General features: G+C 40.1%; 35 protein-coding genes and 1 other annotated feature. All 35 genes read right to left on the bottom strand.

Features of this window, described 5'->3' with window-relative positions; all coding sequences use genetic code 11:
- Positions 1 to 28 precede the first annotated feature (28 nt).
- Positions 29 to 427, bottom strand: a complete 399-nt coding sequence (gene rpsH, locus ACUN26_RS24630; protein WP_000245511.1) for a 30S ribosomal protein S8 — start codon at positions 425 to 427, stop codon at positions 29 to 31.
- 29 nt (positions 428 to 456) lie between these two features.
- On the bottom strand, positions 457 to 642 hold the full coding sequence (gene rpsN / locus ACUN26_RS24625; RefSeq protein ID WP_001085700.1) for a 30S ribosomal protein S14: 186 nt from the start codon (positions 640 to 642) through the stop codon (positions 457 to 459).
- Positions 643 to 675: 33 nt separating this feature from the next.
- On the bottom strand, positions 676 to 1215 hold the full coding sequence (gene rplE / locus ACUN26_RS24620; protein ID WP_001080829.1) for a 50S ribosomal protein L5: 540 nt from the start codon (positions 1213 to 1215) through the stop codon (positions 676 to 678).
- Between the two features lie 26 nt (positions 1216 to 1241).
- Complete coding sequence (gene rplX / locus ACUN26_RS24615) at positions 1242 to 1553, bottom strand: 50S ribosomal protein L24 (protein ID WP_000558200.1); 312 nt, start codon at positions 1551 to 1553, stop codon at positions 1242 to 1244.
- Between the two features lie 38 nt (positions 1554 to 1591).
- Positions 1592 to 1960 carry a 50S ribosomal protein L14 gene (gene rplN, locus ACUN26_RS24610; protein WP_000615912.1) on the bottom strand — a complete coding sequence of 123 codons (369 nt, stop codon included), beginning with the start codon at positions 1958 to 1960 and terminating at the stop codon, positions 1592 to 1594.
- A 43-nt stretch (positions 1961 to 2003) separates the two neighbouring features.
- Positions 2004 to 2267: a 30S ribosomal protein S17 gene (gene rpsQ, locus ACUN26_RS24605; protein ID WP_000004106.1), complete on the bottom strand. Its 264-nt coding sequence runs from the start codon at positions 2265 to 2267 to the stop codon at positions 2004 to 2006.
- Positions 2268 to 2287: 20 nt separating this feature from the next.
- A complete protein-coding gene (gene rpmC / locus ACUN26_RS24600; protein WP_000855718.1) occupies positions 2288 to 2488 on the bottom strand; it encodes a 50S ribosomal protein L29 in 201 nt (66 codons plus the stop codon).
- A complete protein-coding gene (gene rplP, locus ACUN26_RS24595; protein ID WP_000928969.1) occupies positions 2478 to 2912 on the bottom strand; it encodes a 50S ribosomal protein L16 in 435 nt (144 codons plus the stop codon). Before rplP ends, rpmC begins: the two co-directional genes overlap by 11 nt.
- Position 2913: 1 nt before the next feature.
- A complete protein-coding gene (rpsC, locus tag ACUN26_RS24590) occupies positions 2914 to 3573 on the bottom strand; it encodes a 30S ribosomal protein S3 (protein ID WP_000529958.1) in 660 nt (219 codons plus the stop codon).
- Between the two features lie 3 nt (positions 3574 to 3576).
- On the bottom strand, positions 3577 to 3918 hold the full coding sequence (gene rplV / locus ACUN26_RS24585; protein ID WP_001148024.1) for a 50S ribosomal protein L22: 342 nt from the start codon (positions 3916 to 3918) through the stop codon (positions 3577 to 3579).
- 17 nt (positions 3919 to 3935) lie between these two features.
- Positions 3936 to 4214: a 30S ribosomal protein S19 gene (rpsS, locus tag ACUN26_RS24580; protein WP_000124454.1), complete on the bottom strand. Its 279-nt coding sequence runs from the start codon at positions 4212 to 4214 to the stop codon at positions 3936 to 3938.
- A gap of 60 nt (positions 4215 to 4274) precedes the next feature.
- A complete protein-coding gene (gene rplB / locus ACUN26_RS24575) occupies positions 4275 to 5105 on the bottom strand; it encodes a 50S ribosomal protein L2 (RefSeq protein WP_000511583.1) in 831 nt (276 codons plus the stop codon).
- 28 nt (positions 5106 to 5133) lie between these two features.
- Positions 5134 to 5424: a 50S ribosomal protein L23 gene (gene rplW / locus ACUN26_RS24570; RefSeq protein ID WP_001205558.1), complete on the bottom strand. Its 291-nt coding sequence runs from the start codon at positions 5422 to 5424 to the stop codon at positions 5134 to 5136.
- The gene (rplD, locus tag ACUN26_RS24565) at positions 5424 to 6047 is read right to left on the bottom strand and encodes a 50S ribosomal protein L4 (RefSeq protein WP_001127258.1); all 624 of its coding nucleotides are present in this window, start codon (positions 6045 to 6047) and stop codon (positions 5424 to 5426) included. The genes rplW and rplD overlap by 1 nt, the downstream gene beginning before the upstream one ends.
- A gap of 25 nt (positions 6048 to 6072) precedes the next feature.
- Positions 6073 to 6705 (bottom strand): 50S ribosomal protein L3, encoded by a 633-nt coding sequence (gene rplC, locus ACUN26_RS24560; RefSeq protein ID WP_000160209.1) that lies wholly within the window; start codon positions 6703 to 6705, stop codon positions 6073 to 6075.
- Between the two features lie 34 nt (positions 6706 to 6739).
- Positions 6740 to 7048, bottom strand: a complete 309-nt coding sequence (rpsJ, locus tag ACUN26_RS24555; protein WP_001040595.1) for a 30S ribosomal protein S10 — start codon at positions 7046 to 7048, stop codon at positions 6740 to 6742.
- 397 nt (positions 7049 to 7445) lie between these two features.
- Complete coding sequence (tuf, locus tag ACUN26_RS24550) at positions 7446 to 8633, bottom strand: elongation factor Tu (protein WP_001029617.1); 1188 nt, start codon at positions 8631 to 8633, stop codon at positions 7446 to 7448.
- Positions 8634 to 8750: 117 nt separating this feature from the next.
- Complete coding sequence (gene fusA, locus ACUN26_RS24545) at positions 8751 to 10829, bottom strand: elongation factor G (RefSeq protein ID WP_000196385.1); 2079 nt, start codon at positions 10827 to 10829, stop codon at positions 8751 to 8753.
- A gap of 206 nt (positions 10830 to 11035) precedes the next feature.
- Positions 11036 to 11506, bottom strand: coding sequence for a 30S ribosomal protein S7 (gene rpsG, locus ACUN26_RS24540; protein ID WP_001137492.1), 471 nt, complete (start codon positions 11504 to 11506; stop codon positions 11036 to 11038).
- 29 nt (positions 11507 to 11535) lie between these two features.
- Positions 11536 to 11958: a 30S ribosomal protein S12 gene (gene rpsL, locus ACUN26_RS24535; RefSeq protein WP_001142341.1), complete on the bottom strand. Its 423-nt coding sequence runs from the start codon at positions 11956 to 11958 to the stop codon at positions 11536 to 11538.
- A 114-nt stretch (positions 11959 to 12072) separates the two neighbouring features.
- Positions 12073 to 12321 carry a 50S ribosomal protein L7ae-like protein gene (locus tag ACUN26_RS24530; RefSeq protein WP_000121831.1) on the bottom strand — a complete coding sequence of 83 codons (249 nt, stop codon included), beginning with the start codon at positions 12319 to 12321 and terminating at the stop codon, positions 12073 to 12075.
- 113 nt (positions 12322 to 12434) lie between these two features.
- A complete protein-coding gene (gene rpoC, locus ACUN26_RS24525; RefSeq protein WP_000567945.1) occupies positions 12435 to 16046 on the bottom strand; it encodes a DNA-directed RNA polymerase subunit beta' in 3612 nt (1203 codons plus the stop codon).
- A gap of 37 nt (positions 16047 to 16083) precedes the next feature.
- Positions 16084 to 19617, bottom strand: a complete 3534-nt coding sequence (gene rpoB / locus ACUN26_RS24520) for a DNA-directed RNA polymerase subunit beta (RefSeq protein WP_000147560.1) — start codon at positions 19615 to 19617, stop codon at positions 16084 to 16086.
- A gap of 291 nt (positions 19618 to 19908) precedes the next feature.
- On the bottom strand, positions 19909 to 20508 hold the full coding sequence (locus ACUN26_RS24515; protein ID WP_000763276.1) for a class I SAM-dependent methyltransferase: 600 nt from the start codon (positions 20506 to 20508) through the stop codon (positions 19909 to 19911).
- A 74-nt stretch (positions 20509 to 20582) separates the two neighbouring features.
- Positions 20583 to 20942, bottom strand: coding sequence for a 50S ribosomal protein L7/L12 (rplL, locus tag ACUN26_RS24510; protein WP_000159737.1), 360 nt, complete (start codon positions 20940 to 20942; stop codon positions 20583 to 20585).
- Between the two features lie 67 nt (positions 20943 to 21009).
- The gene (gene rplJ, locus ACUN26_RS24505; protein WP_000048718.1) at positions 21010 to 21510 is read right to left on the bottom strand and encodes a 50S ribosomal protein L10; all 501 of its coding nucleotides are present in this window, start codon (positions 21508 to 21510) and stop codon (positions 21010 to 21012) included.
- Between the two features lie 39 nt (positions 21511 to 21549).
- Positions 21550 to 21694, bottom strand: a sequence feature (ribosomal protein L10 leader region).
- A 49-nt stretch (positions 21695 to 21743) separates the two neighbouring features.
- Positions 21744 to 22436 (bottom strand): 50S ribosomal protein L1, encoded by a 693-nt coding sequence (rplA, locus tag ACUN26_RS24500; RefSeq protein ID WP_002093855.1) that lies wholly within the window; start codon positions 22434 to 22436, stop codon positions 21744 to 21746.
- Between the two features lie 179 nt (positions 22437 to 22615).
- Positions 22616 to 23041, bottom strand: a complete 426-nt coding sequence (gene rplK / locus ACUN26_RS24495) for a 50S ribosomal protein L11 (RefSeq protein WP_001085872.1) — start codon at positions 23039 to 23041, stop codon at positions 22616 to 22618.
- Between the two features lie 167 nt (positions 23042 to 23208).
- Positions 23209 to 23742: a transcription termination/antitermination protein NusG gene (gene nusG, locus ACUN26_RS24490; RefSeq protein WP_000415793.1), complete on the bottom strand. Its 534-nt coding sequence runs from the start codon at positions 23740 to 23742 to the stop codon at positions 23209 to 23211.
- Positions 23743 to 23873: 131 nt separating this feature from the next.
- The gene (gene secE, locus ACUN26_RS24485) at positions 23874 to 24053 is read right to left on the bottom strand and encodes a preprotein translocase subunit SecE (protein ID WP_001241321.1); all 180 of its coding nucleotides are present in this window, start codon (positions 24051 to 24053) and stop codon (positions 23874 to 23876) included.
- Positions 24054 to 24076: 23 nt separating this feature from the next.
- Positions 24077 to 24223, bottom strand: coding sequence for a 50S ribosomal protein L33 (rpmG, locus tag ACUN26_RS24480; RefSeq protein ID WP_012260172.1), 147 nt, complete (start codon positions 24221 to 24223; stop codon positions 24077 to 24079).
- A gap of 130 nt (positions 24224 to 24353) precedes the next feature.
- Positions 24354 to 25013, bottom strand: coding sequence for an RNA polymerase sporulation sigma factor SigH (locus ACUN26_RS24475; RefSeq protein ID WP_000387198.1), 660 nt, complete (start codon positions 25011 to 25013; stop codon positions 24354 to 24356).
- Positions 25014 to 25080: 67 nt separating this feature from the next.
- Positions 25081 to 25593 carry an NYN domain-containing protein gene (locus ACUN26_RS24470; protein ID WP_000997879.1) on the bottom strand — a complete coding sequence of 171 codons (513 nt, stop codon included), beginning with the start codon at positions 25591 to 25593 and terminating at the stop codon, positions 25081 to 25083.
- Positions 25594 to 25596: 3 nt separating this feature from the next.
- Positions 25597 to 26340: a 23S rRNA (guanosine(2251)-2'-O)-methyltransferase RlmB gene (gene rlmB, locus ACUN26_RS24465; protein WP_000093761.1), complete on the bottom strand. Its 744-nt coding sequence runs from the start codon at positions 26338 to 26340 to the stop codon at positions 25597 to 25599.
- Positions 26337 to 26744, bottom strand: a complete 408-nt coding sequence (locus ACUN26_RS24460) for a Mini-ribonuclease 3 (protein WP_000564265.1) — start codon at positions 26742 to 26744, stop codon at positions 26337 to 26339. The genes rlmB and ACUN26_RS24460 overlap by 4 nt, the downstream gene beginning before the upstream one ends.
- Between the last annotated feature and the right edge of the window lie 2 nt (positions 26745 to 26746).

Raw genomic sequence — 26746 nt, 5'->3', positions numbered from 1 at the left:
TCACACCTCCGTTCGTTTTAAATATATATTACCAAACGTATGCTACTACTTCTCCACCAGTTTGTAATTGACGAGCATCTTTGTCTGTCATTACTCCCTTAGATGTAGAAACAAGAGCGATACCTAATCCGTTAAGTACACGTGGTACTTCATCAGCTTTAGCGTAAACGCGTAAGCCAGGTTTACTGATACGTTTTAATCCAGTGATTACACGTTCATTGTTTGCACCATATTTCAGGAAAATACGAAGGATACCTTGTTTGTTATCCTCGATGTATTCTACATCACGAATGAAACCTTCACGTTTTAAAAGTTCAGCGATCTCTTTTTTGATTTTAGAAGCAGGAACCTCTAATTTCTCATGACGTACCATGTTCGCATTACGGATGCGAGTAAGCATGTCTGCAATTGGATCTGTCATCACCATGTGTTTTACCTCCTTCCCATTTGTGGGTTTTACCAACTAGCTTTTTTAACACCAGGAATTTGACCTTTATATGCAAGTTCACGGAAACAAATACGGCAAAGTTTAAATTTGCGGTATACAGAATGCGGACGACCGCAGCGTTCGCAACGTGTATACTCTTGTACTTTAAACTTAGGAGTACGCTTTTGTTTCGCTATCATAGATTTTTTAGCCACGTTTTCGCCTCCTCTACTTAGCGTTGGCTTCCATTATTTTTGGAATGGCATACCGAATTGTGTTAAAAGTTCACGAGCTTCTTCATCAGTTTTCGCTGTAGTAACGATTACGATGTCCATACCGCGGACTTTGCTTACTTTATCATAATCGATCTCAGGGAAGATAAGTTGCTCTTTAACACCTAATGTGTAGTTCCCACGACCATCGAATGATTTCTTAGAAACACCACGGAAATCACGTACACGTGGTAAAGAAACTGACACTAATTTGTCGAAGAACTCATACATTTGCTCGCCGCGTAAAGTTACTTTCGCACCGATTGGCATACCTTCACGAAGACGGAAACCAGCGATTGATTTTTTAGCACGAGTTACAACAGGTTTTTGACCTGCGATTTGTGTTAATTCTTCTACTGCATTGTCTAAAGCTTTTGAGTTAGATACCGCGTCACCAACACCAGTGTTGATTACGATCTTTTCGATTTTCGGTACTTCCATCACAGATTTATAGTTAAACTTGCTCACTAGAGCAGGAGTAATTTCCTTTTGGAACTTCTCTTTAAGGCGATTCAATGAAGTGACCTCCTTTCTTAAGAAAATTATTTATCTAATAATTCACCAGATTTTTTTGCAATACGAACTTTTTTACCATCTTCTACTTTGAAGCCTACACGAGTAGGTTCACCTGTTTTCGGATCTAAAATCATAACGTTAGAAACGTGAATAGGTGCTTCTTTAGTAATAATTCCACCTTGTGGATTTAATTGAGATGGCTTAGAGTGCTTCTTAACGATATTGACACCCTCAACGATAACACGGTTTTGCTTTGGGAAAGCCACAAGGATAACGCCTTGTTTTCCTTTGTCTTTACCAGTGATTACCTGTACTTTATCACCTTTTTTTACATGCATCTTAATTCTGCACCTCCTTAGCAAGGCAATACCTTAAATTATAGAACTTCTGGAGCTAAAGAAACGATCTTCATGAAGTTGCTATCACGTAATTCACGAGCTACTGGTCCGAAGATACGAGTACCACGTGGGCTCTTATCGTCTTTAATGATAACCGCTGCGTTTTCATCAAATTTGATGTAAGAACCGTCCGGACGACGAGCTCCGCTCTTCGTACGTACTACTACTGCTTTAACAACGTCACCTTTTTTAACAACGCCACCTGGTGTTGCTTGTTTTACCGTAGCAACGATAATATCACCAATGTTAGCATATTTACGACCAGAGCCGCCTAATACTTTAATTGTTAAAAGTTCACGTGCACCAGAGTTGTCAGCAACTTTCAAACGAGATTCTTGTTGGATCATGTTATGAAACCTCCCTTCGGACTAAAAATTCCGATTCGTCTATTTAGATAATAACCGCTTCTTCAACGATTTCAACTAAACGGAAACGCTTAGTAGCAGAAAGCGGGCGAGTTTCCATGATTTTAACGATATCGCCAAGTTTCGCTTGGTTTTGCTCATCATGGGCTTTGTACTTCTTAGAATACTTAACACGTTTTCCGTACAAGGAATGAGTTTTGTAAGTTTCAACTAAAACTGTAATCGTTTTGTCCATTTTGTCAGACACTACACGACCAGTATAAACTTTGCGTTGGTTACGTTCGCTCACTATGCAAACCTCCCCTCAATTTATCGATTAATTCCGATCTCTCTTTCACGAACTACAGTTTTCATACGAGCAATTGCTTTACGCACTTCACGAATGCGAGTTGGATTCTCTAATTGTCCTGTAGCAAGTTGGAAGCGAAGATTAAACAACTCTTCCTTTAAAGCTTTAACTTTTGTTTCGATTTCGGCAGTGGTTAATTCACGAATATCATTAGTTTTCATTAGATTCACCACCATTTTCTTCACGTTTTACGAATTTACATTTCACAGGTAACTTGTGAGCTGCAAGACGTAATGCTTCGCGTGCTACCTCTTCAGACACACCCGCGATTTCGAACATAATTTTCCCAGGTTTTACTACTGCTACCCAGCCTTCTGGTGCCCCTTTACCGGAACCCATACGTACTTCTAGAGGTTTTGCAGTGTAAGGCTTAGAAGGGAAAATTTTAATCCATACTTTACCGCCACGTTTCATGTAACGAGTCATTGCACGACGAGCAGCTTCGATTTGACGGTTTGTAATCCATGAAGCAGCTTGTGCTTGTAAACCGAATTCACCGAAAGCAATTTCAGTTCCACCTTTTGCACGACCACGCATTTTACCACGATGCTCTCTACGATATTTTACGCGTTTTGGCATTAACATATTATTTTCCTCCTTCCTCAGAAGCTTTCTTTTTTGTAGGAAGGACTTCTCCACGGTAGATCCATACTTTTACGCCTAATTTACCGTATGTTGTATCAGCTTCAACTGCTGCATAGTCAATATCAGCGCGAAGTGTATGAAGTGGAACAGTTCCTTCACTGTAAGATTCTGCACGAGCGATATCAGCTCCGCCAAGACGACCCGAAACCTGTGTTTTAATACCTTTAGCACCTGCACGCATAGCACGTTGAATAACTTGCTTTTGTGCACGACGGAATGATACACGGTTTTCTAATTGACGAGCGATGTTTTCGCCTACTAATTTAGCGTTAAGATCAGCTCTCTTAACTTCTAAAATGTTGATGTGTACACGCTTGCCTGTTAATTGGTTAAGAGCTTTACGAAGTGCTTCAACTTCAGTACCACCTTTACCAATTACCATACCAGGTTTTGCAGTGTGAATTGTAACATTTACACGATTTGCTGCACGTTCGATTTCTACTTTAGCAACAGCAGAATCTTTTAAGCGTACAGTAATGTACTCACGGATTTTGATGTCTTCATGTAATAATGTAGCGTAATCTTTCTCAGCGAACCAACGAGATTCCCAGTCACGGATAACACCGACACGAAGACCAATTGGATTAACCTTTTGACCCATCGATTATCCCTCCTTCTTTTCTGATACCACAACTGTGATGTGGCTTGTGCGTTTGTTAATTTGGCTTGCACGACCCATTGCACGTGGACGGAAACGTTTCAACGTTGGACCTTCGTCAACGAAAACTTTTTCAACAACTAGGTTGTTAATATCCATCTCATAATTGTGCTCTGCATTTGCGATTGCAGATTTTAAAACTTTTTCTACAACTGGAGAAGCAGTTTTTGGTGTGTGGTTAAGGATAGCAATCGCTTCACCCACTTGCTTACCTCGGATTAAGTCTACTACTAAACGAACTTTACGAGGAGCAATACGAACTGTTCTCGCTACTGCTTTAGCTTGCATTGAAGTGCCTCCTCTCATTATCTTCTAGTTTTCTTATCGTCAGCAAGGTGACCTTTATACGTACGAGTTGGTGCGAATTCACCTAACTTATGGCCAACCATATCCTCAGTGATGTACACAGGTACGTGTTTACGACCATCATATACAGCGATTGTGTGTCCGATGAACTGAGGGAAGATTGTTGAACGGCGAGACCAAGTTTTAACAACTTGTTTTTGCTCAGATGCAACTAATTTTTCCATTTTGCTCATTAAGTGATCATCGACAAATGGTCCTTTTTTTAAGCTACGAGCCATTTTGGTGCCTCCCTTCGTGATTGGCGTACGGTTCTAGAAATGAACCGTACTACAATCCCATTATTTTTTACGACGACGAACGATAAATTTATCAGACGCTTTATTTTTCTTACGAGTCTTGAATCCAAGAGTTGGTTTACCCCATGGAGACATTGGAGACTTACGTCCGATTGGAGAACGTCCTTCACCACCACCGTGTGGGTGATCAACCGGGTTCATTACAGAACCACGAACTGTTGGGCGTTTACCTAACCAGCGAGAGCGACCTGCTTTACCGATTTTGATAAGTTCGTGTTGTTCGTTACCAACTTGACCGATTGAAGCGCGACAAGCAGATAATACAAGACGTACTTCACCAGAAGTTAAACGTACAAGTACGTATTTACCTTCTTTACCAAGTACTTGAGCAGATGTACCAGCAGAACGAACTAATTGTCCGCCACGACCAGGCTTAAGCTCGATGTTATGAACAACAGTACCTACTGGAATGTTGATTAATGGTAATGCGTTACCGATTTTAATGTCAGCTTCTGGGCCAGACATAACTTCCATACCTACTTCTAAAGATTTAGGAGCAAGAATGTAACGTTTTTCACCGTCAACGTAGTTAATTAATGCGATATTCGCAGAGCGGTTTGGATCGTATTCGATCGTAGCAACGCGTCCTGGAATTCCATCTTTGTTACGCTTAAAGTCGATGATACGGTATTGACGCTTATGTCCGCCACCTTGATGACGTACAGTAATTTTACCTTGGTTATTACGACCCGCCTTCTTGCTTAAAGGAGCAAGTAATGACTTTTCGGGTCTGTCAGTCGTGATTTCAGCGAAATCATTCGTAGTCATATTACGACGACCGTTAGTAGTTGGATTATACTTTTTAATTCCCATCTCAATTTCCCTCCTTCTTTAGTAAGAATTAAACGCCTTGGAAGATTTCGATTTCTTTGCTGTCAGCAGTTAGCTTAACGATTGCTTTACGACGACGGCTAGTAAAACCAGCGTGACGACCAACGCGTTTTGCTTTCGGCTTGTAGTTCATGATGTTCACTTTTTCTACTTTAACACCAAAGATCGCTTCAAGAGCATCTTTAACTTCTGTTTTATTAGATTTAACGTCCACATCGAACGTGTATTTTTTTTCAGCCATCATTTCCATAGAACGTTCAGTGATAACTGGGCGCTTAATGATATCACGAGGATCTCTCATTATGCAAGCACCTCCTCTACTTTTTCCACTGCCGCTTTTGTCATGATTAGCTTATCATGATGAAGCACGTCTAAAACGTTTACGCCATCAGCAGTGATTACTGTTACTCCAGGGATATTGCGAGCAGATAACTCTACAGATTCGTTTGCATCAGCAGTTACGATAAGAGCTTTCTTCTCAACAGTTAATCCTTTAAGTACTGCTAGCATATCTTTTGTTTTTGGTGCATTTAACACTAGGTCTTCAAGAACTACAATGTTGTTCTCAACTACTTTAGTAGCTAATGCAGATTTGATTGCTAAACGACGAACTTTCTTAGGAAGTTTGTACGCATAGCTTCTTGGTGTAGGTCCGAATACCGTACCACCACCACGCCATTGAGGAGAGCGGATAGACCCTTGACGAGCACGTCCAGTTCCTTTTTGACGCCATGGTTTACGACCACCACCGCGAACTTCAGAACGAGTTTTTACTTTGTGTGTACCTTGACGTAAAGATGCACGTTGCATCATTACAGCTTCGAAAAGTACAGCTTCATTTGGTTCGATACCGAAAATAGCTTCAGCTAATTCGATTTCACCAACCTGTGAACCAGTTTGGTTATATACAGTAACTTTTGGCATTGGAATTCCTCCTTCCTATTGTGAATTATTTGCTAACCTTCACAGCGCCTTGAACAACTACAAGAGATTTCTTAGCACCTGGAACGTTACCTTTTACTAGTAATAAGTTGCGCTCAGTGTCAACTTGAACGATTTCTAAGTTTTGGATAGTAACTTGGTCTCCACCCATACGTCCAGCAAGTTTTTTGCCTTTGAATACACGGTTCGGAGCAACTGGGCCCATTGAACCTGGACGACGGTGATAGCGAGAACCATGAGACATAGGTCCGCGAGATTGTCCGTGGCGTTTGATAACACCTTGGAAACCTTTACCTTTAGAAATTCCTGTTACGTCAACGATTTCACCTGCAGCGAAAACTTCAACTTTTACCTCTTGACCAACCTCTAATCCGTCCACGTCTGCATCGCGGATTTCGCGAATGAAGCGCTTAGGAGTTGTAGATGCTTTAGCAGTGTGGCCTTGTTCAGGTTTGTTAGTTAACTTTTCACGTTTATCTTCAAATCCTAACTGGATTGCATTGTAGCCATCAGTTTCAGTTGTTTTCTTTTGAAGAACAACGTTTGGATTAGCAGCGATAACTGTTACTGGGATTAACTCACCGTTCTCAGCAAATACTTGAGTCATACCGATCTTTCTTCCTAAGATTCCTTTGGTCATGAGTTACACCTCCTACATTTTTAAGTTATATAATTTATAGTTTGATTTCGATATCTACACCAGACGGTAAGTCTAAACGCATTAATGAATCTACTGTTTGTGGAGTAGGACTCACGATATCGATTAAACGTTTGTGTGTGCGCATTTCGAATTGCTCACGAGAATCTTTGTACTTATGAACAGCACGAAGAATTGTGTAAATAGTCTTCTCAGTTGGTAATGGGATCGGACCAGAAACTGTTGCCCCAGAACGCTTAGCTGTTTCTACAATTTTCTCAGCTGATTGATCAAGAATACGGTGATCATAAGCTTTTAAACGGATACGAATTTTTTCTTTTGCCATTATTTTCCCTCCTTCGTTCGCCTATTTCTAAAATAGACCTTCTCCATGGAAATTTCCCCACACCATGCCATGGCAAAGCGGCCGGGTGTGTCAGCAACCTTCCACTTCATCGCAGTCAAAGACCAACATTGTCTATTATACAATGTTATTCGTCTAGATGCAAGCATCTTTTTGTTTGCATCTGCTTTTCTCTACTTTTGCTATTATACATGGCACTTTAAAGAATTTCAAGTTTTCATCTAACAGAATTCATTTTACAGTTTCTGGATTTTGTTTTGATGGTTTTATATTAATATAGAAGAAACTCGTCAAAACATAAAAATATAATCTTACTCATTATATAAACACAAACAAAAAACCCAAGGGAGAATCCCTTGGGTTTTTATATCAGTTAAGATTACTCAACGATAGTTGCAACTACGCCGTAACCTACTGTACGTCCACCTTCACGAATAGAGAATTTAGTTCCCTCTTCGATAGCGATTGGAGCGATAAGTTCGATAGTCATTTCGATGTTGTCACCAGGCATTACCATTTCAGTACCTTCTGGTAATTGGATGATACCAGTTACGTCAGTTGTACGGAAGTAGAACTGAGGACGGTAGTTAGCGAAGAATGGAGTGTGACGTCCACCTTCTTCTTTAGATAATACGAAAACTTCAGCTTTGAATTTAGCGTGTGCTTTTACAGAGCCAGTTTTAGCAAGAACTTGTCCACGTTGGATGTCTTCACGAGCAACCCCACGAAGAAGAGCACCGATGTTGTCTCCAGCTTGAGCTTGGTCAAGAAGTTTACGGAACATTTCTACACCAGTTACAGTTGTAGAAGCATTCTCTTCAGCAAGACCGATGATTTCTACTACGTCACCAACTTTAACGATTCCGCGCTCTACACGACCAGTTGCAACTGTACCACGACCTGTGATAGAGAATACATCCTCGATAGGCATTAAGAATGGTTTGTCAGTTTCACGTTCTGGAGTTGGGATGTAAGCATCAACTTCAGTCATTAATTCAATGATTTTTGCTTCCCAATCAGCTTCTCCTTGAAGAGCTTTAAGAGCAGAACCTTTGATTACAGGAATGTCGTCGCCTGGGAATCCGTATTCAGATAATAGGTCACGAACTTCCATTTCTACTAATTCTAATAATTCTTCGTCGTCTACCATGTCGCATTTATTTAAGAATACAACGATGTAAGGTACACCTACTTGACGAGAAAGAAGGATGTGCTCACGTGTTTGAGGCATTGGGCCATCAGCAGCAGATACTACTAAGATACCGCCGTCCATTTGAGCAGCACCAGTGATCATGTTTTTAACATAGTCAGCGTGACCTGGGCAGTCAACGTGTGCATAGTGACGAGTTTCAGTTTCGTACTCAACGTGTGCAGTTGAGATTGTGATTCCGCGCTCTCTTTCTTCTGGAGCAGCGTCGATTTGATCGTATCCGCGTGCTTCAGCACCACCAGCTTTTGCAAGAACTGTAGTGATCGCAGCAGTTAATGTAGTTTTACCATGGTCAACGTGGCCGATTGTACCGATGTTAACATGGGGTTTAGAACGTTCGAATTTAGCTTTAGCCATTCTAAATTCCTCCTTAGTTTATATAGGTTATTTTATATTTAGACTAGAAAGCGAAACCGAAGTCTCACTTTCTAAGCTTACATAAGTAGTTATACTTGAACAATCGATAAAAATCAATTATTCACCTTTATTTTTTTTAATAATTTCTTCTGAAACAGACTTCGGTACTTCTTCATAATGATCAAATGTCATTGAGAATGTTCCGCGTCCTTGAGTGTTTGAACGTAATGCTGTCGCATAACCGAACATTTCAGAAAGTGGAACCATAGCGCGAACAACTTGTGCGTTACCGCGAGCTTCCATACCTTCTACACGTCCACGACGAGATGTTACGTCACCCATGATGTCTCCCATGTATTCTTCAGGAATTACAACTTCAACTTTCATCATTGGCTCAAGAATTACTGGGTTACATTTAGAAACCGCAGCTTTAAGTGCCATAGATGCAGCGATTTTGAACGCCATCTCAGATGAATCGACATCATGGTAAGAACCGTCAACTAATGCTGCTTTAATGTCAACTAGTGGGTAACCAGCTAGTACACCATTTTTAAGTGAGTCTTCAAGACCCGCTCCAACAGCTGGGATGTATTCACGTGGAACTACACCGCCGACGATTTTGTTTTCGAATTCAAATCCTTTACCTTCTTCGTTAGGTGCAAACTCAATCCAAACGTGACCGAATTGTCCACGTCCACCAGATTGACGAGCGAACTTACCTTCAACTTTCGCAGCAGCGCGGAAAGTTTCACGGTATGCTACCTGAGGAGCACCAACGTTTGCTTCAACTTTGAATTCACGGCGCATACGGTCAACGATGATATCAAGGTGAAGTTCACCCATACCAGCGATGATTGTTTGGCCAGTTTCTTGGTCAGTGTGAGCACGGAATGTTGGATCTTCTTCAGAAAGCTTAGATAATGCTGTACCCATTTTATCTTGGTCAGCTTTAGATTTTGGTTCGATAGCTACAGAGATAACTGGCTCTGGGAATTCCATAGACTCAAGGATAACAAGGCTCTTCTCGTCACAAAGAGTATCACCAGTAGTAGTATCTTTTAAACCTACAGCAGCAGCGATGTCACCAGCGTAAACTGTTGAAATCTCTTCACGGCTGTTAGCGTGCATTTGTAGGATACGACCTACACGCTCACGCTTACCTTTAGTTGAGTTTTTCACGTATGATCCAGAGTTTAACACACCAGAGTACACACGGAAGAACGTTAACTTACCAACATAAGGGTCAGTCATGATTTTGAATGCTAAAGCTGCAAATGGTTCTTCATCGCTAGACTTACGTTCTACTTCTTCCTCTGTATCCGGAAGAGTACCTTTAATAGCAGGTACATCTAATGGAGATGGTAGGTAGTCGATAACTGCGTCTAATAGAATTTGAACACCTTTGTTTTTGAATGCAGAACCACAGATTACTGGGAAGAATTCTACAGAAGTTGTAGCCTTACGGATACCAGCTTTAAGCTCTTCTACAGTGATTTCTTCACCTTCTAGGTACTTCATCATCATTTCTTCATCAAGCTCAGCTACCGCTTCAATAAGCTTTCCACGGTATTCTTCAGCTAGTTCTTTGTGCTCTTCAGGAATTTCGACACGCTCGATGTCTGTTCCTAAATCGTTACCGTACATGTAAGCACACTCTTCAACAAGGTCAATGATACCATTGAACTCATCTTCAGCACCGATTGGTAACTGAATTGGATGTGCGTTTGCTTGTAAACGATCGTGGATTGTTCCTACAGAGTATAAGAAATCTGCACCGATCTTATCCATTTTGTTAACGAATACGATACGAGGTACACCGTAAGTAGTAGCCTGACGCCAAACAGTTTCTGTTTGTGGTTCAACACCAGATTGTGCATCAAGTACTGCTACCGCACCATCAAGTACGCGTAAAGAACGTTCTACTTCTACTGTGAAGTCTACGTGTCCTGGAGTGTCAATGATGTTTACACGGTGACCTTTCCATTGAGCTGTAGTTGCAGCAGAAGTAATTGTGATACCACGCTCTTGCTCTTGCTCCATCCAGTCCATCTGAGATGCACCTTCATGAGTTTCACCGATTTTATGAATACGTCCTGTGTAATACAGAATACGCTCAGTTGCTGTAGTTTTACCAGCATCGATGTGAGCCATGATACCAATATTACGAGTGTTTTCTAAAGAGAACTCTCTTGTCATTTGGTGTCTTGCTCCTTCCATATATGGATTGGATTTTTTTATTTTAAGTAGCAAAAAAGCCACTTTATATTGTTACATATGCCAGTGTCCAGTACCCTCATTATGTAAAACGAGCGCCCAACGAAAGGGAGAGGCATTCTCCCTCTCCACACTTCCATAAGCGACAAATAAAGCGGTTTATGCTTACATTTATTTTACGTTGAATCCTACCAACGGTAATGAGCAAATGCTTTGTTAGCTTCTGCCATTTTATGAGTGTCTTCACGTTTCTTAACAGATGCACCAGCGTTGTTAGCTGCATCTAAGATTTCGTAAGCTAGACGCTCTTCCATAGTTTTTTCACCACGAAGACGAGCATAGTTTACTAACCAGCGAAGACCTAAAGTTGTACGGCGTTCTGGACGAACCTCAACTGGAACTTGGTAGTTAGCACCACCAACACGACGAGCGCGTACTTCAAGAACAGGCATGATGTTCTTAAGAGCTTGCTCGAATACTTCCATTGGTTCTTTATCTGAACGTTCACGAACGATATCGAAAGCGTTATAAAGAATTGTTTGAGATTTACCTTTTTTACCGTCAACCATCATTTTGTTGATTAGGCGTGTTACAAGTTTAGAATTGTACATTGGATCAGGTAACACGTCACGTTTCGCAACAGGTCCTTTACGAGGCATATTGAGTTCCTCCTTTCATTATAAGTTTATTATTTTTTAGCAGGTTTTGGTCGCTTAGTACCATATTTAGAACGTCCTTGCATACGTTTGTCAACACCAGCTGTATCAAGCGCTCCACGAACGATGTGGTAACGTACCCCTGGTAAATCCTTTACTCGACCACCGCGAATTAATACTACGCTATGCTCTTGTAGGTTATGACCGATACCTGGGATGTAAGCTGTAACTTCAATACCGTTTGTTAAACGTACACGAGCGTATTTACGTAACGCTGAGTTAGGTTTCTTTGGAGTCATTGTACCAACACGAGTACATACACCACGTTTTTGAGGTGCAGAGATATCAGTTGATTTTTTCTTTAAAGAGTTAAAACCTTTGTTTAACGCAGGTGATTTAGATTTCCATACTTTATCAGTACGACCATTTCTCACTAATTGGTTAATAGTAGGCATTTGATTATCCTCCCTTCGCATGTTTGTATGACCACATATCCAGGTGGTTCATTATTAGTTGAAAACAAAGTTTTTGCAAGGAAGAGCAAATGCTCTCTCCTCACAAAAACAGTTTTAACTTATTATTCCTATTGCTGAAGCTCCCACTTGAATCCCCGAAACTTTTCCAAGCTTACGAACTGATTCAACTTTGGTTATGGGTATGTTATGTTGCAAAGCAGTGCGAATGATAATATGGGTTAACCGCACATCAGCATCTTCTGCAATAACAACTTCTTTAACTATACCATTTTTGATTGCTTCCAATGTTCGTTTATGACCAACGACTACATTTTCAGCATTTGACACTTTTTGATAAGACATATAAATATCCTCCAAAGCATCGTTCAGGAGCAACCTTGATTATAGTAACATTTTGACTCATACAATGTCAACTAGGATTAGATGTTTTTATACAAAATTTACGACGGAAAATTTTACTGTTCCACATAAATCTCATCGTTTTCTACATTCATGTCATCTTGTGTTGTTTTTACAAGATCAACTTTGCGATAACGATTCATACCTGTTCCAGCAGGAACAAGTTTACCGATAATAACGTTCTCTTTCAGTCCTAGAAGCTCATCACGTTTACCTTTAATTGCTGCATCAGTTAAGACACGAGTTGTTTCTTGGAATGATGCTGCAGATAAGAATGAATCAGTTTCAAGTGAAGCTTTTGTAATACCAAGTAGAACAGGTCTAGCCGTTGCTGGTTGTTTACCTTGCAGTAACACCTTCGCATTCGCATCAGTAAACTGATGGATATCTAGTAATGTTCCTGGTAATACATCTGTTTCACCTGCATCACTTACACGAACTTTACGTAGCATTTGACGTACCATTACCTCTACGTGTTTGTCACCAATTTCTACCCCTTGCATACGGTATACTTTTTGAACTTCACGTAATAAGTATTCTTGAACTGCCGTAATGTCCGTTACTTTTAGTAATTCTTTCGGATCAATAGAACCTTCTGTTAACTCTTTACCGTGGCTAATTGGCTGTCCTGGCGTTACTTTCAGACGAGCACCGTAAGGAATAGCATACGTACGAGCTTCAACCTCACCCTGTACAACTACTTCTTGGCGATCTTTAACATCGTTGATCGCTGCGATAACACCGTCGATTTCACTGATAACTGCCTGACCTTTCGGATTACGAGCTTCAAAGATCTCTTGGATACGAGGTAAACCTTGTGTGATATCATCACCGGCAACCCCACCTGTATGGAACGTACGCATCGTTAACTGTGTACCTGGCTCACCGATAGATTGAGCCGCGATAATACCTACCGCTTCTCCTACTTCTACGTCTGTACCAGTTGCTAAGTTACGACCGTAACACTTCTTACATACACCATGGCGAGTGTTACACGTAAACGCTGAACGAATGTTTACAGTTTCAACACCCGAATTTTCAACGATATGAGCGATATCTTCAGTAATTAATTGATTTTCAGCAACTAATACTTCACCTGTTTCAGGATGTTTTACAGTTTTTCTTGCAAAACGTCCAACAAGACGATCATATAATGACTCAATTACTTCATTACCCTCTTTAATCGCACCAATTAGTAAACCGCGATCTGTTCCACAATCATCTTCACGAACAATTACATCTTGTGCAACGTCTACAAGACGACGTGTTAAGTAACCAGAATCGGCAGTCTTAAGTGCTGTATCGGCAAGACCTTTACGAGCACCATGCGTAGAGATGAAGTACTCAAGTACTGTTAAACCTTCACGGAAACTTGATTTGATCGGAAGTTCAATGATACGACCAGATGGATTGGCCATCAGACCACGCATACCAGCAAGCTGAGTGAAGTTAGATGCGTTACCACGGGCACCGGAATCACTCATCATGAAGATTGGATTGCGTTTATTCAAGGACTTCATCAGTTTTCCTTGGATAACGTCTTTTGCATTACTCCAAATAGAGATAACACGATCGTAACGTTCTTCTTCCGTGATTAAACCGCGACGGAATTGTTTAATTACATTATCTACTTTTGCTTGTGCTTCGTGGAGAATTTCATCTTTTTCACCTAATACAAGAATGTCAGATACCCCAACTGTAATACCAGCTTTTGTAGAGTATTTAAATCCTAAGTTCTTCATACGGTCAAGCATGCGAGACGTCTCTGTAATTTTGAAACGCTTGAATACTTCCGCAATGATGTTACCAAGAATCTTCTTGCTAAATGGTGCCACTTCTTCGCGACTAGCAATAATTTCTTTAATGTTCGCACCTTTTTCAACGAAATATTCCGCTGGTGTTTCTTTTTCAAGGTTTGAGTTTGTTGGTTCGTTAATATAAGGGAACGACTCTGGTAAGATTTCGTTAAATATTAATTTACCAACTGTTGTTAATAGAAGCTTACCTTTTTGCTCTTCAGTAAACGTTACATTATTTACTGAACTTGCAGCAACTGCAACACGCGTGTGCAGATGTACATATCCATTTTGGTATGCAAGTATTGCTTCGTTGGCATCTTTGAAGACCATACCTTCACCGATTGCACCTTCACGCTCAAGTGTTAAGTAGTAGTTACCTAATACCATATCCTGAGATGGAGTAACAACTGGTTTTCCGTCTTTTGGATTCAAGATGTTTTGTGCCGCTAACATAAGAATACGAGCTTCTGCTTGTGCTTCTGATGATAACGGAACGTGAACCGCCATTTGGTCACCGTCAAAGTCCGCGTTGTATGCAGTACATACAAGTGGGTGAAGACGGATTGCACGACCTTCTACTAGTGTAGGTTCAAACGCCTGGATACCAAGACGGTGAAGTGTTGGTGCGCGGTTTAGAAGTACTGGATGTTCTTTAATCACAGATTCTAAAACGTCCCAAACTTCAGGTTGTACACGCTCGATTTTACGTTTAGCACTCTTAATGTTGTGTGCTAAACCTTTTTCAACTAACTCTTTCATAACGAAAGGTTTGAACAGTTCAAGCGCCATTTCTTTCGGTAATCCACATTGGTACATCTTTAAGTTCGGTCCTACAACGATTACTGAACGACCAGAGTAGTCAACACGTTTACCTAATAAGTTTTGACGGAAACGTCCTTGTTTACCTTTAAGCATGTGAGATAGAGATTTTAATGGACGGTTACCTGGTCCAGTAACTGGACGGCCACGGCGACCATTATCGATTAATGCGTCTACAGCTTCTTGTAACATACGTTTTTCGTTTTGAACGATGATGCTTGGTGCACCTAAGTCCAATAGACGTTTTAAACGGTTGTTACGGTTAATTACACGACGGTATAAGTCGTTTAAATCAGAAGTAGCAAAACGTCCACCATCCAACTGTACCATTGGGCGTAGTTCTGGTGGGATAACTGGAAGAACATCTAGGATCATCCAAGATGGGTGATTTCCAGAGTTACGGAATGCTTCTAATACTTCTAGACGTTTAATAGCACGAGTACGGCGTTGTCCTTGTGCTGTTTTTAATTCTTCTTTTAAGAAGTCTACTTCTTTATCTAAATCGATATCTTGTAGTAGCTTTTTAATCGCTTCTGCACCCATAGCAGCTTGGAATGTGCTACCATATCGATCACGATATGCACGGTATTCTTTTTCAGAAAGTAATTGCTTCTTATCAAGTGGTGTATCTCCACTTTCTGTTACAACATAAGAAGCGAAATAAATTACTTCTTCAAGCGCGCGAGGGGACATGTCTAAGACAAGTCCCATGCGGCTCGGGATACCTTTGAAATACCAAATATGAGATACAGGAGCAGCTAATTCGATATGACCCATACGTTCACGACGAACTTTTGCACGCGTTACTTCAACGCCACATCGATCACAAACTACACCTTTATAACGTACACGTTTGTATTTTCCGCAATGACATTCCCAGTCCTTTTGTGGTCCGAAAATACGCTCACAGAACAAGCCATCTTTTTCAGGCTTTAACGTACGATAGTTAATTGTTTCTGGTTTCTTAACTTCACCGTATGACCAAGAACGAATCTTGTCAGGTGAAGCAAGTCCAATCTTCATATATTCAAAGTTATTTACATCTATCAAGGGGCCTACCTCCCTTTTAGTCTACAGGTTATCCCAATTATTCCTTAGTTGTCTCAACTTCGACATTCAATTTATCTGCTGATTGATGATCGTCGTCATCTTCTGTATCACGCATTTCGATTTCTTTATCGTCGCTAGACATCATTTTAACGTCCATACCTAAACTTTGCAGTTCTTTAATCAATACTTTGAATGATTCAGGAACGCCTGGTTCTGGAACATTTTCACCTTTAACAATTGCTTCATACGTCTTAACACGTCCGATAACATCATCAGACTTCACTGTTAAGATTTCTTGAAGAGTATAAGCAGCACCATAAGCTTCAAGTGCCCAAACCTCCATCTCACCGAAACGCTGTCCACCGAACTGAGCTTTACCTCCAAGAGGTTGCTGCGTTACAAGTGAGTATGGTCCAGTAGAACGAGCATGAAGTTTATCGTCAACCATGTGCGCAAGTTTGATCATATACATGACACCAACAGATACGCGGTTATCGAATGGTTCACCAGTACGTCCGTCATACAGGATTGTTTTCGCGTCATTTGCCATACCAGCTTCTTCAATTGTGCCCCATACATCTTCCTCACGAGCACCATCGAATACTGGTGTTGCAATGTGAATGCCAAGGTATCTTGCTGCCATACCAAGATGAAGCTCTAATACCTGACCGATATTCATACGAGATGGTACCCCTAATGGGTTTAACATGATATCGATTGGCGTACCATCTGGTAAGTAAGGCATATCTTCTTCTGGTAAAATACGAGAGATAACACCTTTGTTACCGTGACGTCCTGCCATCTTGTCACCTTCAGAAATTTTACGTTTTTGAACGATATACGCACGTACAAGTTGATTCACGCCCGGTGGCAATTCATCGCCATCTTCACGGTTGAATACTTTTACGTCTAAGATAATACCGCCACCACCATGTGGTACACGTAGTGATGTATCACGTACTTCACGTGCTTTTTCACCGAAGATTGCATGTAATAGACGTTCTTCTGCTGTTAATTCTGTTACACCTTTAGGTGTTACTTTACCAACAAGTAGATCTCCATCTTTTACTTCAGCACCGACGCGAATAATACCACGCTCATCAAGGTTACGAAGTGCATCTTCTCCGACGTTTGGAATATCACGTGTAATTTCTTCTGGTCCAAGCTTCGTATCACGAGCTTCTGACTCATATTCTTCAATATGAATAGAAGTGTACACATCATCTTTTACAAGGCGCTCACTCATAATGATCGCATCCTCATAGTTATAACCGTCCCATGTCATGAAGCCAACAAGCACGTTACGTCCAAGTGCTAGTTCACCTAATTCCATAGAAGGACCATCCGCAAGGATTTCACCTTTTACAACTTCATTTCCAACACTTACGATTGGACGTTGGTTGTAGCAAGTTCCTTGGTTAGAACGAATGAATTTTTGCATTTTGTAGCGATCTAAGTCGCCTTTTACTGTTTGACCGTCAACTTCTACATAGCGACGTACCCAAACTTCACGTGCTTCTACGCGTTCAACAACACCAGGGTGTTTACAGATTACTGCAGCACCTGAGTCTTTTGCTGATACGTACTCCATACCTGTACCTACAATCGGTGATTCCGGATTCATTAACGGAACCGCCTGACGTTGCATGTTCGCTCCCATAAGTGCGCGGTTAGAGTCATCGTTTTCTAAGAACGGAATACAAGCTGTCGCTGCCGACACTACTTGCTTTGGAGATACATCCATATAGTCGATGCGTTCTTTATTTGTGACAATGTTTTCACCACGGAAACGAGCTACGATATCTTCATCAAGGAATTCTCCTTCTTCAGATAATTTCATATTCGCTTGGGCTACAACATAATTATCTTCTTCATCTGCTGTTAAATAATCAACCTGCCCTGTTACAAGACCAGTTTCTGGGTCAACACGACGGTATGGTGTTTCAATGAAACCAAACTCATTTACTTTCGCGAACGAAGATAATGAGTTAATCAAACCGATGTTTGGTCCCTCTGGTGTTTCAATCGGACACATACGACCGTAGTGAGAGTAGTGAACGTCACGCACTTCAAAGCCTGCGCGCTCACGCGTTAAACCACCGGGTCCTAATGCAGATAGTCTTCGTTTGTGAGTTAACTCTGCTAATGGGTTTGTTTGGTCCATGAACTGAGATAACTGAGAACTTCCGAAGAACTCTTTAATAGATGCAATAACAGGACGGATGTTAATTAACGCCTGTGGTGTAATTGCATTTGTATCTTGAATCGACATTCTCTCACGAACAACACGTTCCATACGAGAAAGACCGATACGGAATTGGTTTTGTAAAAGCTCTCCTACTGAACGTAAACGACGGTTTCCTAAGTGGTCGATATCGTCTGTATCCCCTACTTTGTATAGTAGGTTGAAGAAGTAGCTGATAGAAGCAAGGATATCACCTGGTGTAATATGTTTTATATCACGAGTAATATTTGCATTACCAATTACGTTAATTACGCGTTCGCCTTCTGACTCAGGAGCATAAATCTTAATAGATTGCAGCTCAACATCGCCTGCTACCACTCCACCCATTGGTTTCGCTGTTTTGAATCCAATGTTTTTCTCTAAGTAAGGTAGAATGCGATCAAGCGTACGACGATCTAAGACTGTTCCTTCTGCCGCTAAAATTTCACCAGTTTCTGGATCCACCAGTGTTTCAGCTAAACGTTGGTTAAACAATCTATTTTTAATGTGTAGCTTTTTGTTGATCTTATAGCGACCTACATTTGCTAAGTCGTAGCGCTTCGGATCAAAGAAACGAGACACAAGTAAGCTCTTTGCATTTTCTACTGTTGGTGGTTCACCAGGGCGTAGACGCTCATAAATTTCAAGCAATGCTTTTTCTGTGCTATCTGTGTTGTCTTTTTCTAATGTGTTGCTTAAGTATTCGTTATCACCTAAAAGCTCGGTGATTTCTTGATCAGAGCCAAACCCTAATGCGCGTAACAAAACAGTTACAGGAAGTTTACGAGTACGGTCAATACGTACATATACAACATCCTTAGCATCTGTCTCATACTCTAACCAAGCCCCGCGGTTTGGAATTACAGTAGCAGTAAAACCACGTTTTCCGTTTTTATCCACTTTGCCACTATAGTATACGCTTGGAGAGCGAACTAACTGGGAAACGATAACACGTTCTGCACCGTTAATTACGAATGTTCCAGTCTCTGTCATGAGTGGGAAATCTCCCATGAACACATCTTGTTCTTTTACTTCACCAGTTTCCTTGTTGATTAGACGCACTTTTACACGAAGTGGTGCTGCATACGTCACATCACGCTCTTTGCATTCTTCTACAGAGTATTTAGGTTCACCTAAGCTGTAGTCGATAAATTCAAGCGATAGATTTCCCGTAAAGTCTTCGATCGGAGAAATGTCTTGGAACATTTCTCGCAAACCCTCATCAAGAAACCACTGATAAGAAGAGGTTTGAATTTCGATAAGATTTGGTAACTCTAATACTTCACTAATACGGGCATAACTTCTTCGTTGGCGGTGGCGTCCGTATTGAACTAGTTGACCTGTCAACTGCTTCACCCCTCAAATCATGAGTATTATAAATGCACAAAAAAAATTGTGCAAAATCACAAATAAATACAACTACTGCTATTAGCGTAGTTTTTTTCTCTTAAAGATAGATACGTTGAGTCTTTCTACCTGCTCAAAAAGAAAAATGGCTTCTTTAAGAAAACCATCATTCTGTTTCATAATCTGCTGATTTTACTATCTTTTCCAAGAGAAACAAAAATATACATCTTTTCTCAACGCAGAAAATCATATATTGGCATTGTATAATGTTAACATAGCCAAAAATAACCGTCAACGCTTTTTTGATTTTATGATATAATATCCTTTTTTCTTTTCTACAACTTCAACTTCAGAAAATACTTCTTCTAGTTTTTTTAGCGCAGATGGTGCACCTTGTTTCTTTTGAATAACAATCCACAATTCTCCACCTGAAACTAAATACTCTACAGCTTTTTCTAAAATCTCATGCACGATATCTTTACCAGCACGAATTGGAGGATTAGATAGAATAACAGCATACTTGCCATCTACATTTTCATAGACACTACTTTGCAAAATACGTACATTTTCAATTTTGTTATTAGCGGCATTTTCTTTTGCAAGCCCCAAGGCCCTTTCATTCACATCCACCATGTGAATTTCACGATCTTGAAACTCTTTCGCTAACGACAAACCGATTGGACCGTACCCACACCCTACGTCTAACACATTACCTTTAACATCTGGCATTTGAAACGCTTCAATTAAAAGACGAGAACCAAAGTCCACTTCGTTTTTCGAGAACACCCCATGGTCAGATAAAAAAGTAAATCGAGATTCACGAAGCGTAAATTCCCATCGTTTACGATCACTCTTACTAGAAGGGTCGTTAGAAAAATAATGGTCTGCCATATGGCCACCTCTTTTCTTTACAGTTAAAAAAAAAGCTCGCATGAGAGCGAGCTTTTTAAAGCATCAAAAGTTAATTACTTAACTTCTACAGCAGCGCCAACTTCTTCAAGTTTAGCTTTCATTTCTTCAGCTTCCTCTTTAGAAACGCCTTCTTTGATTGCTTTTGGAGTGTTGTCAACTAATTCTTTAGCTTCTTTTAAGCCAAGACCAGTGATTTCACGTACAGCTTTGATAACTTTGATTTTTTGAGCGCCAGCACTTGCAAGTACTACGTCAAATTCAGTTTTCTCAGCAGCAGCTTCACCAGCGCCACCAGCTACAGCTACAGGAGCAGCAGCAGTTACGCCGAATTCTTCCTCGATAGCTTTTACTAAGTCGTTAAGTTCTAATACAGTCATAGATTTAACTGCTTCAATGATTTGTTCTTTAGTCATTGTAAATATCCTCCCTTAAATAGGTTTGTATTGTTTTATAGATAACAAGTAATTATCTTTTAAAAAATTAAGCGCCTTGCTCTTCCTTTTGTTCTGCAACTGCTTTAGTAGCAAGTGCAAGGTTACGGATTGGAGCTTGAAGAACGCTAAGAAGCATAGAAAGTAAGCCTTCACGTGATGGAAGAGTAGCGATAGCTTTAACCTCATCAAGTGTTACAAGTTTACCTTCGATTACGCCCGCTTTAATTTCTAAAGCTTCATGTTTTGTAGCGAAGTCGTTTAATACTTTCGCAGGAGCAACTACATCCTCGTTACTGAACGCGATTGCGTTTGGTCCTGTTAAGAATTCGTTTAACTCAGCCATTTCAGCAGACTCTGCAGCACGACGAGTTAAAGAGTTTTTGTAAACTTTGAACTCAACGCCAGCTTCACGTAATTGCTTACGTAATTCTGTTGCTTCAGAAACTGTTAAACCACGGTAGTCAACAACGATTGTAGATTTACTAGCGCGAAGTTTGTCCGCGATTTCAGTTACAACTTGTTGTTTAGTTTCGATTACTTTGCTCATGTTATTACACCTCCTGTAGATTATATAGAAGATGTACCGAAAGTGCACTAAAAACCTCCATGCCCAACTTGTAGACATGGAGGCATATAGTCACAGAAAAAAGATTCCGCTTCGTATATTAACACCTAGGTAGGAAATTAAGTCGAATGACACCTACTGTCTACGGTACACTATTTAAATTCACAACATAAATGATTATATTAAAACTTCTTTATGAAGTCAACTTCCAATTTTTACGCAAGTGTAGAAACGTCTACGCGTACGCCAGGTCCCATTGTAGAAGCAACAGTTGCATTCTTCATGTAAGTACCTTTCGCAGCAGCTGGCTTAGCTTTTTGTAGCGTGTCAGCAATTGTTTTGAAGTTTTCTACTAGTTTAGCATCTTCGAAAGATACTTTACCGATTGGAACGTGGATGTTACCAGCTTTATCAACGCGGTATTCAACTTTACCAGCTTTGATTTCGTTAACAGCTTTAGTTACATCGAAAGTAACTGTTCCAGTTTTAGGGTTTGGCATTAAACCTTTAGGTCCTAATACGCGACCAAGTTTACCAACTTCACCCATCATGTCAGGAGTTGCTACTACTACATCGAAATCGAACCAACCTTGTTGGATTTTACCGATGTAATCAGCATCGCCTACGAATTCAGCGCCAGCAGCTTCAGCTTCTTTTGCTTTTTCGCCTTTAGCGAATACTAATACACGTTGTACTTTACCAGTACCGTGTGGAAGAACAACTGCGCCACGAATTTGTTGGTCAGCTTTCTTAGGGTCAACACCTAAACGGAATGCAGCTTCTACAGTTGCATCAAATTTAGCTGTGTTTGTTTTCTTTACTAATTCTACTGCTTCTGTTGCAGAGTAAGCAGTTGCACGATCGACAAGCTTCGCAGCTTCTACGTACTTTTTACCTCTTTTAGCCATTTTTATTTCCTCCTCGAATGTGGTTTTAGCGGAATAACCTCCCACGTTTACGCTTTTTTTCCAGGGATAACCTGAGGATGCGCGCCATCCTTTTATTTTAAAAAACGATAATCATTTACGATAATAAAGGTTGCGAATTGGAATTCCAGACCCGCAACCTTTTTTAAAAACAAATCGAATTAGTCTTCGATAACGATGCCCATACTGCGTGCAGTACCTTCAACCATACGCATTGCAGCTTCTACGCTAGCAGCGTTTAGGTCAGGCATTTTAGTTTCAGCGATTTCGCGTACTTTATCACGCTTAACAGTTGCCACTTTATTACGGTTTGGTTCACCAGAACCAGACTCAATACCAGCTACTTTCTTAAGAAGAACAGCAGCAGGAGGAGTTTTAGTAATGAAAGTGAATGAACGGTCCTCAAATACCGTAATTTCAACAGGGATGATAAGACCAGCTTGATCTGCTGTACGAGCGTTAAACTCTTTACAGAAGCCCATGATGTTAACACCTGCTTGTCCTAATGCTGGACCAACTGGTGGAGCTGGGTTAGCTTTACCTGCAGGAATTTGAAGCTTTACCATTTTAATTACCTTTTTAGCCACGAGACACACCTCCTTAAGTCCGTGATGTGGTCAATTGGACAGTGATTTGCCCTCCCACGTCATATTTTATCTGTAACGATAAAATCTTTCAAAAAACGTCTCCGATAACGAAGACGTACTGACTTAAAAGATATTATCACTTTTTACAATTCATTTCAAGTTTCATTTTATAATTTTTCAATTTGATGGAAGTCAAGTTCAACTGGAGTCTCGCGACCAAACATATCTACAAGCACACTAACTTTCTTCTTCTCCACATCAATTTCTTCAATAGCACCTGTATAATCTGCGAATGGTCCCTCATTTACACGTACTGTCTCATGAAGTTCAAAGTCGAAATCAACCACTTCATTGTCCATTCCCATATGCTTCATAATGGTAACAACTTCCTCTTCTAATAGAGGAGATGGTTTAGATCCAGAACCTGAAGAACCAACAAAACCTGTTACACCCGGTGTATTACGAACAACATACCAAGAGTCATCAGTCATGATTAGTTCCACTAATACGTAACCTGGGAACACTTTTCTTTTCATTATTTTTTCTTTACCATTTTTCATTTCTACTTCTACTTCTTCCGGGACAACAACACGGAAAATTTTATCTTGCATACCCATTGATTCTACACGTTTCTCTAGGTTTGCCTTTACTTTATTTTCATATCCAGAATAAGTATGGACAACATACCAACTTTTTTCCATTCATTTAGGACGAGCGTCCTTCCCTCCCTGACGTACATTTTTTTGCGCAAATGAAAAAACCCGTTCACCGGGCTTTTACACAGTTCTTATAAATAACATTATATCATGGATAAGTGCTTCTTATTCAAGAATTAACCAAGAATTAACCGAATTAAAGAAGAAATGCCCATATCAACTACTGCGAAGAAAATCGCAAAGAACACAACTGTAGCGATAACAGTCGCTGTTGAGCGGAGTAATTCATCTTTTTTAGGCCAACTTACTTTTTTCATTTCGCGACCTACATCGCCGAAAAAGTTCGTTAAACGCATCTGCGGGACCTCCAGTGTATTATTTATTTTGTTTCCTTGTGAACTGTATGCTTATTGCATGTTTTACAAAACTTCTTTATCTCAAGTCGCTCTACTGAGCTCGTATCTTTCATCGTAGAGTAGTTTCGATTTTTACACTCTTCACATGAGAGTACAACTTTTTTCCTCATTAGTTACACCAGCCTTGTAACATTATGTCCCTAAAAATGTATCATACAACAAAAGACAATGTCAATGTCATGACTCCCACTCTCTTTACAAAAAGAAAACAGGTGAATTAATTTACACCTGCGTTACTTTCTATGAATTTAAAGTTGTACTCTCTCTCATTTCCATATATCGTTCCAATTTCCTCTTCACCCGCTGTAAAGCGTTATCAATAGATTTCACATGTCTGTTTAACTGTTCCGAAATCTCTTGATAAGAGCGACCATCTAAGTATAAAGAAAGTACTTTTCTTTCTAAATCGCTTAATAATTCAGATATTTTAGACTCTATGTCGGTATATTCTTCTTGACTAATGATCATCTCTTCAGGATCAGTCACCTTCGCTTCGGAAATAACATCCAATAACGTTCGATCAGATTCCTCATCGTAAATCGGCTTATCTAAAGACACATACGAATTTAAAGGAATATGTTTTTGTCTTGTTGCTGTTTTAATAGCGGTAATAATTTGTCGAGTAATACACAGTTCAGCAAATGCTTTGAACGAAGACAGCTTGTCCTCTTTATAATCACGAATTGCTTTAAACAATCCAATCATACCTTCTTGAACAATATCTTCTCGATCGGCACCCACTAAGAAATAAGATCTTGATTTCGCGCGAACAAAGTTCTTATATTTATGAATTAAATATTCTAGAGCGTCAGTATTACCTTTTCGAACTAACTCAACGATTGCCTCATCCTCTAAATCACGAAATGTAACGTCGCCTACACTTACGAAGCCTGCTTCCACCTTGATCCCTCCGACCGCTATTTATTTAGCAATATTATACAGTAAAAAGACAAAGAGCGTCAATGCTTCAACGCTCTCCTCTTCTTAATTTTTCTAATTTTTCTGTAATATCCTCACTAAATATCTTTCGCATGGCAGGTTGCTTTTCTTTCGTGTCTTTTGTACGTCTTCTTACTTGTTGTTCCATCGCTTGTACTTCTAACTCTAATTCACGCGCAGATTTCCGAAGGGCACCTTGCGCAAATATAACCCATTGTTCCGTATAATCAGAAGTCGCAACATATATTTGTGTATTTATATTTCTAAGCTCAATCGCAAGTTTCTCTATCTTTTCGTCCGCAGTTTGATTTTTGCGCGTGAATATTACTTCCACCCGCGATTGTTTCATCTTTTTTTCAATACCGTGGACTGTATAGGCATCAAAGACTATCATTACTTTCGTTCCTGTATATCCTTGATAATCCGCCATCTTATCAATAAGCGCGTCTCTTGATGATTGCAAATCTACATCCCGTAGTTTTTTCAAGTCTCCCCAAGCTCCGATAATGTTGTAACCGTCAACGATTAAAATATCGTTCATTTTTTATTTACCAATTTCGTGACGTTTACGATATACCTCATACATTAACAAACTTGCGGCTACTGAAGCATTTAAGGATGTAACTTTACCAACCATCGGTAAAGTAATTAAGAAATCACACTTTTCACCAATAATACGACTCATACCTTTTCCTTCACTACCAATTACTAATCCAATCGGCATTTTACCATCTAAATTACGGTAATCCGTTTTTCCTTTGGCATCTGTACCAGCAATCCAAAGTCCGCGTTCCTTCAATTCATCAATTGTGCGAGATAAGTTTGTTACGCGCGCAACTGGAATATATTCAATTGCTCCTGTTGATGCTTTTGCAACTGATGCTGTAAGTCCTACAGCCCTTCTTTTCGGAATAATAACCCCATGAGCTCCTGTGGCATCAGCAGTACGCATAATAGAACCTAGGTTATGCGGATCTTCAATTTCATCTAAGATTAAGAAGAATGGATCTTCATTACGTTTTTCTGCTACTTTGAATAAATCTTCTAATTCAGCATACTGGTATGCAGCTACTTGAGCAATTACACCTTGATGATTACCCTCAACTAATTGATCTAACTTCTTCTTTGGTGCATGTTGTAAAATAATCTTATTTTCTTTCGCTAATGCTAGTACAATCTGCACTTGCCCTTTGGCAGCACCTTCCGCGATCCAAATTTTATTAATATCTCTCCCTGATCGTAACGCTTCAATTACAGGGTTACGTCCGATAATATATTCACTACTCATGATGATGTGCCCCCTTCCTTTTCTTCTAAAACTGCAATTGCCTTATATACAATTTCGTCTAATCTTTCACGATTATTTAATAAGTGATGATAACCAATTAGCGCTTCAAAGGCTGTACTATGTCGATATGTTTGTACATCCGTATTTTTCGGAACGGTACCTGAATTTGCATTACGCCCTCTTCTTAATACCGCCTCTTCTTCCTCTGTCAAAAATGACGTCTCTAATAAATGATAAACAACTTTCGCCTGTGCTTTTGCCGAAACAAAGCTCGTCCCTAAGCGATGTAATTGATTAGGACGAACCTTTCCTTTTTGAAGGAGGTGATAGCGGATATATTGTTCATATACCGCATCACCCATATATGCTAACGCTAAGCTGTTTAATTGCTTTGCATCAATCATTC

Source organism: Bacillus sp. WC2503, from assembly GCF_052682895.1.
The sequence above is the reverse complement of the archived record's forward strand: the minus strand, read 5'-3'. Positions and strand labels throughout refer to the sequence as shown.

Bases quoted from the DNA above. Each gene is read 5' to 3' on its own strand.
- rpsH (WP_000245511.1), bottom strand. From the start codon at position 427: ATGGTGATGACAGATCCAATTGCAGACATGCTTACTCGCATCCGTAAT.
- rplX (WP_000558200.1), bottom strand. From the start codon at position 1,553: ATGCATGTAAAAAAAGGTGATAAAGTACAGGTAATCACTGGTAAAGAC.
- rplN (WP_000615912.1), bottom strand. From the start codon at position 1,960: ATGATCCAACAAGAATCTCGTTTGAAAGTTGCTGACAACTCTGGTGCA.
- rpmC (WP_000855718.1), bottom strand. From the start codon at position 2,488: ATGAAAACTAATGATATTCGTGAATTAACCACTGCCGAAATCGAAACA.
- rplP (WP_000928969.1), bottom strand. From the start codon at position 2,912: ATGTTAATGCCAAAACGCGTAAAATATCGTAGAGAGCATCGTGGTAAA.
- rpsC (WP_000529958.1), bottom strand. From the start codon at position 3,573: ATGGGTCAAAAGGTTAATCCAATTGGTCTTCGTGTCGGTGTTATCCGT.
- rplV (WP_001148024.1), bottom strand. From the start codon at position 3,918: ATGCAAGCTAAAGCAGTAGCGAGAACAGTTCGTATTGCTCCTCGTAAA.
- rpsS (WP_000124454.1), bottom strand. From the start codon at position 4,214: ATGGCTCGTAGCTTAAAAAAAGGACCATTTGTCGATGATCACTTAATG.
- rplB (WP_000511583.1), bottom strand. From the start codon at position 5,105: ATGGGAATTAAAAAGTATAATCCAACTACTAACGGTCGTCGTAATATG.
- rplW (WP_001205558.1), bottom strand. From the start codon at position 5,424: ATGAGAGATCCTCGTGATATCATTAAGCGCCCAGTTATCACTGAACGT.
- rplD (WP_001127258.1), bottom strand. From the start codon at position 6,047: ATGCCAAAAGTTACTGTATATAACCAAACTGGTTCACAGGTTGGTGAA.
- rplC (WP_000160209.1), bottom strand. From the start codon at position 6,705: ATGACCAAAGGAATCTTAGGAAGAAAGATCGGTATGACTCAAGTATTT.
- rpsJ (WP_001040595.1), bottom strand. From the start codon at position 7,048: ATGGCAAAAGAAAAAATTCGTATCCGTTTAAAAGCTTATGATCACCGT.
- tuf (WP_001029617.1), bottom strand. From the start codon at position 8,633: ATGGCTAAAGCTAAATTCGAACGTTCTAAACCCCATGTTAACATCGGT.
- fusA (WP_000196385.1), bottom strand. From the start codon at position 10,829: ATGACAAGAGAGTTCTCTTTAGAAAACACTCGTAATATTGGTATCATG.
- rpsG (WP_001137492.1), bottom strand. From the start codon at position 11,506: ATGCCTCGTAAAGGACCTGTTGCGAAACGTGACGTGTTACCTGATCCA.
- rpsL (WP_001142341.1), bottom strand. From the start codon at position 11,958: ATGCCTACTATTAACCAATTAGTGAGAAATGGTCGTACTGATAAAGTA.
- ACUN26_RS24530 (WP_000121831.1), bottom strand. From the start codon at position 12,321: ATGTCTTATCAAAAAGTGTCAAATGCTGAAAATGTAGTCGTTGGTCAT.
- ACUN26_RS24515 (WP_000763276.1), bottom strand. From the start codon at position 20,508: ATGGCAGACCATTATTTTTCTAACGACCCTTCTAGTAAGAGTGATCGT.
- rplL (WP_000159737.1), bottom strand. From the start codon at position 20,942: ATGACTAAAGAACAAATCATTGAAGCAGTTAAATCTATGACTGTATTA.
- rplJ (WP_000048718.1), bottom strand. From the start codon at position 21,510: ATGAGCAAAGTAATCGAAACTAAACAACAAGTTGTAACTGAAATCGCG.
- rplA (WP_002093855.1), bottom strand. From the start codon at position 22,436: ATGGCTAAAAGAGGTAAAAAGTACGTAGAAGCTGCGAAGCTTGTCGAT.
- nusG (WP_000415793.1), bottom strand. From the start codon at position 23,742: ATGGAAAAAAGTTGGTATGTTGTCCATACTTATTCTGGATATGAAAAT.
- secE (WP_001241321.1), bottom strand. From the start codon at position 24,053: ATGCGTTTAACGAACTTTTTCGGCGATGTAGGTCGCGAAATGAAAAAA.
- rpmG (WP_012260172.1), bottom strand. From the start codon at position 24,223: ATGAGGAAAAAAGTTGTACTCTCATGTGAAGAGTGTAAAAATCGAAAC.
- ACUN26_RS24470 (WP_000997879.1), bottom strand. From the start codon at position 25,593: ATGAACGATATTTTAATCGTTGACGGTTACAACATTATCGGAGCTTGG.
- rlmB (WP_000093761.1), bottom strand. From the start codon at position 26,340: ATGAGTAGTGAATATATTATCGGACGTAACCCTGTAATTGAAGCGTTA.
- ACUN26_RS24460 (WP_000564265.1), bottom strand. From the start codon at position 26,744: ATGATTGATGCAAAGCAATTAAACAGCTTAGCGTTAGCATATATGGGT.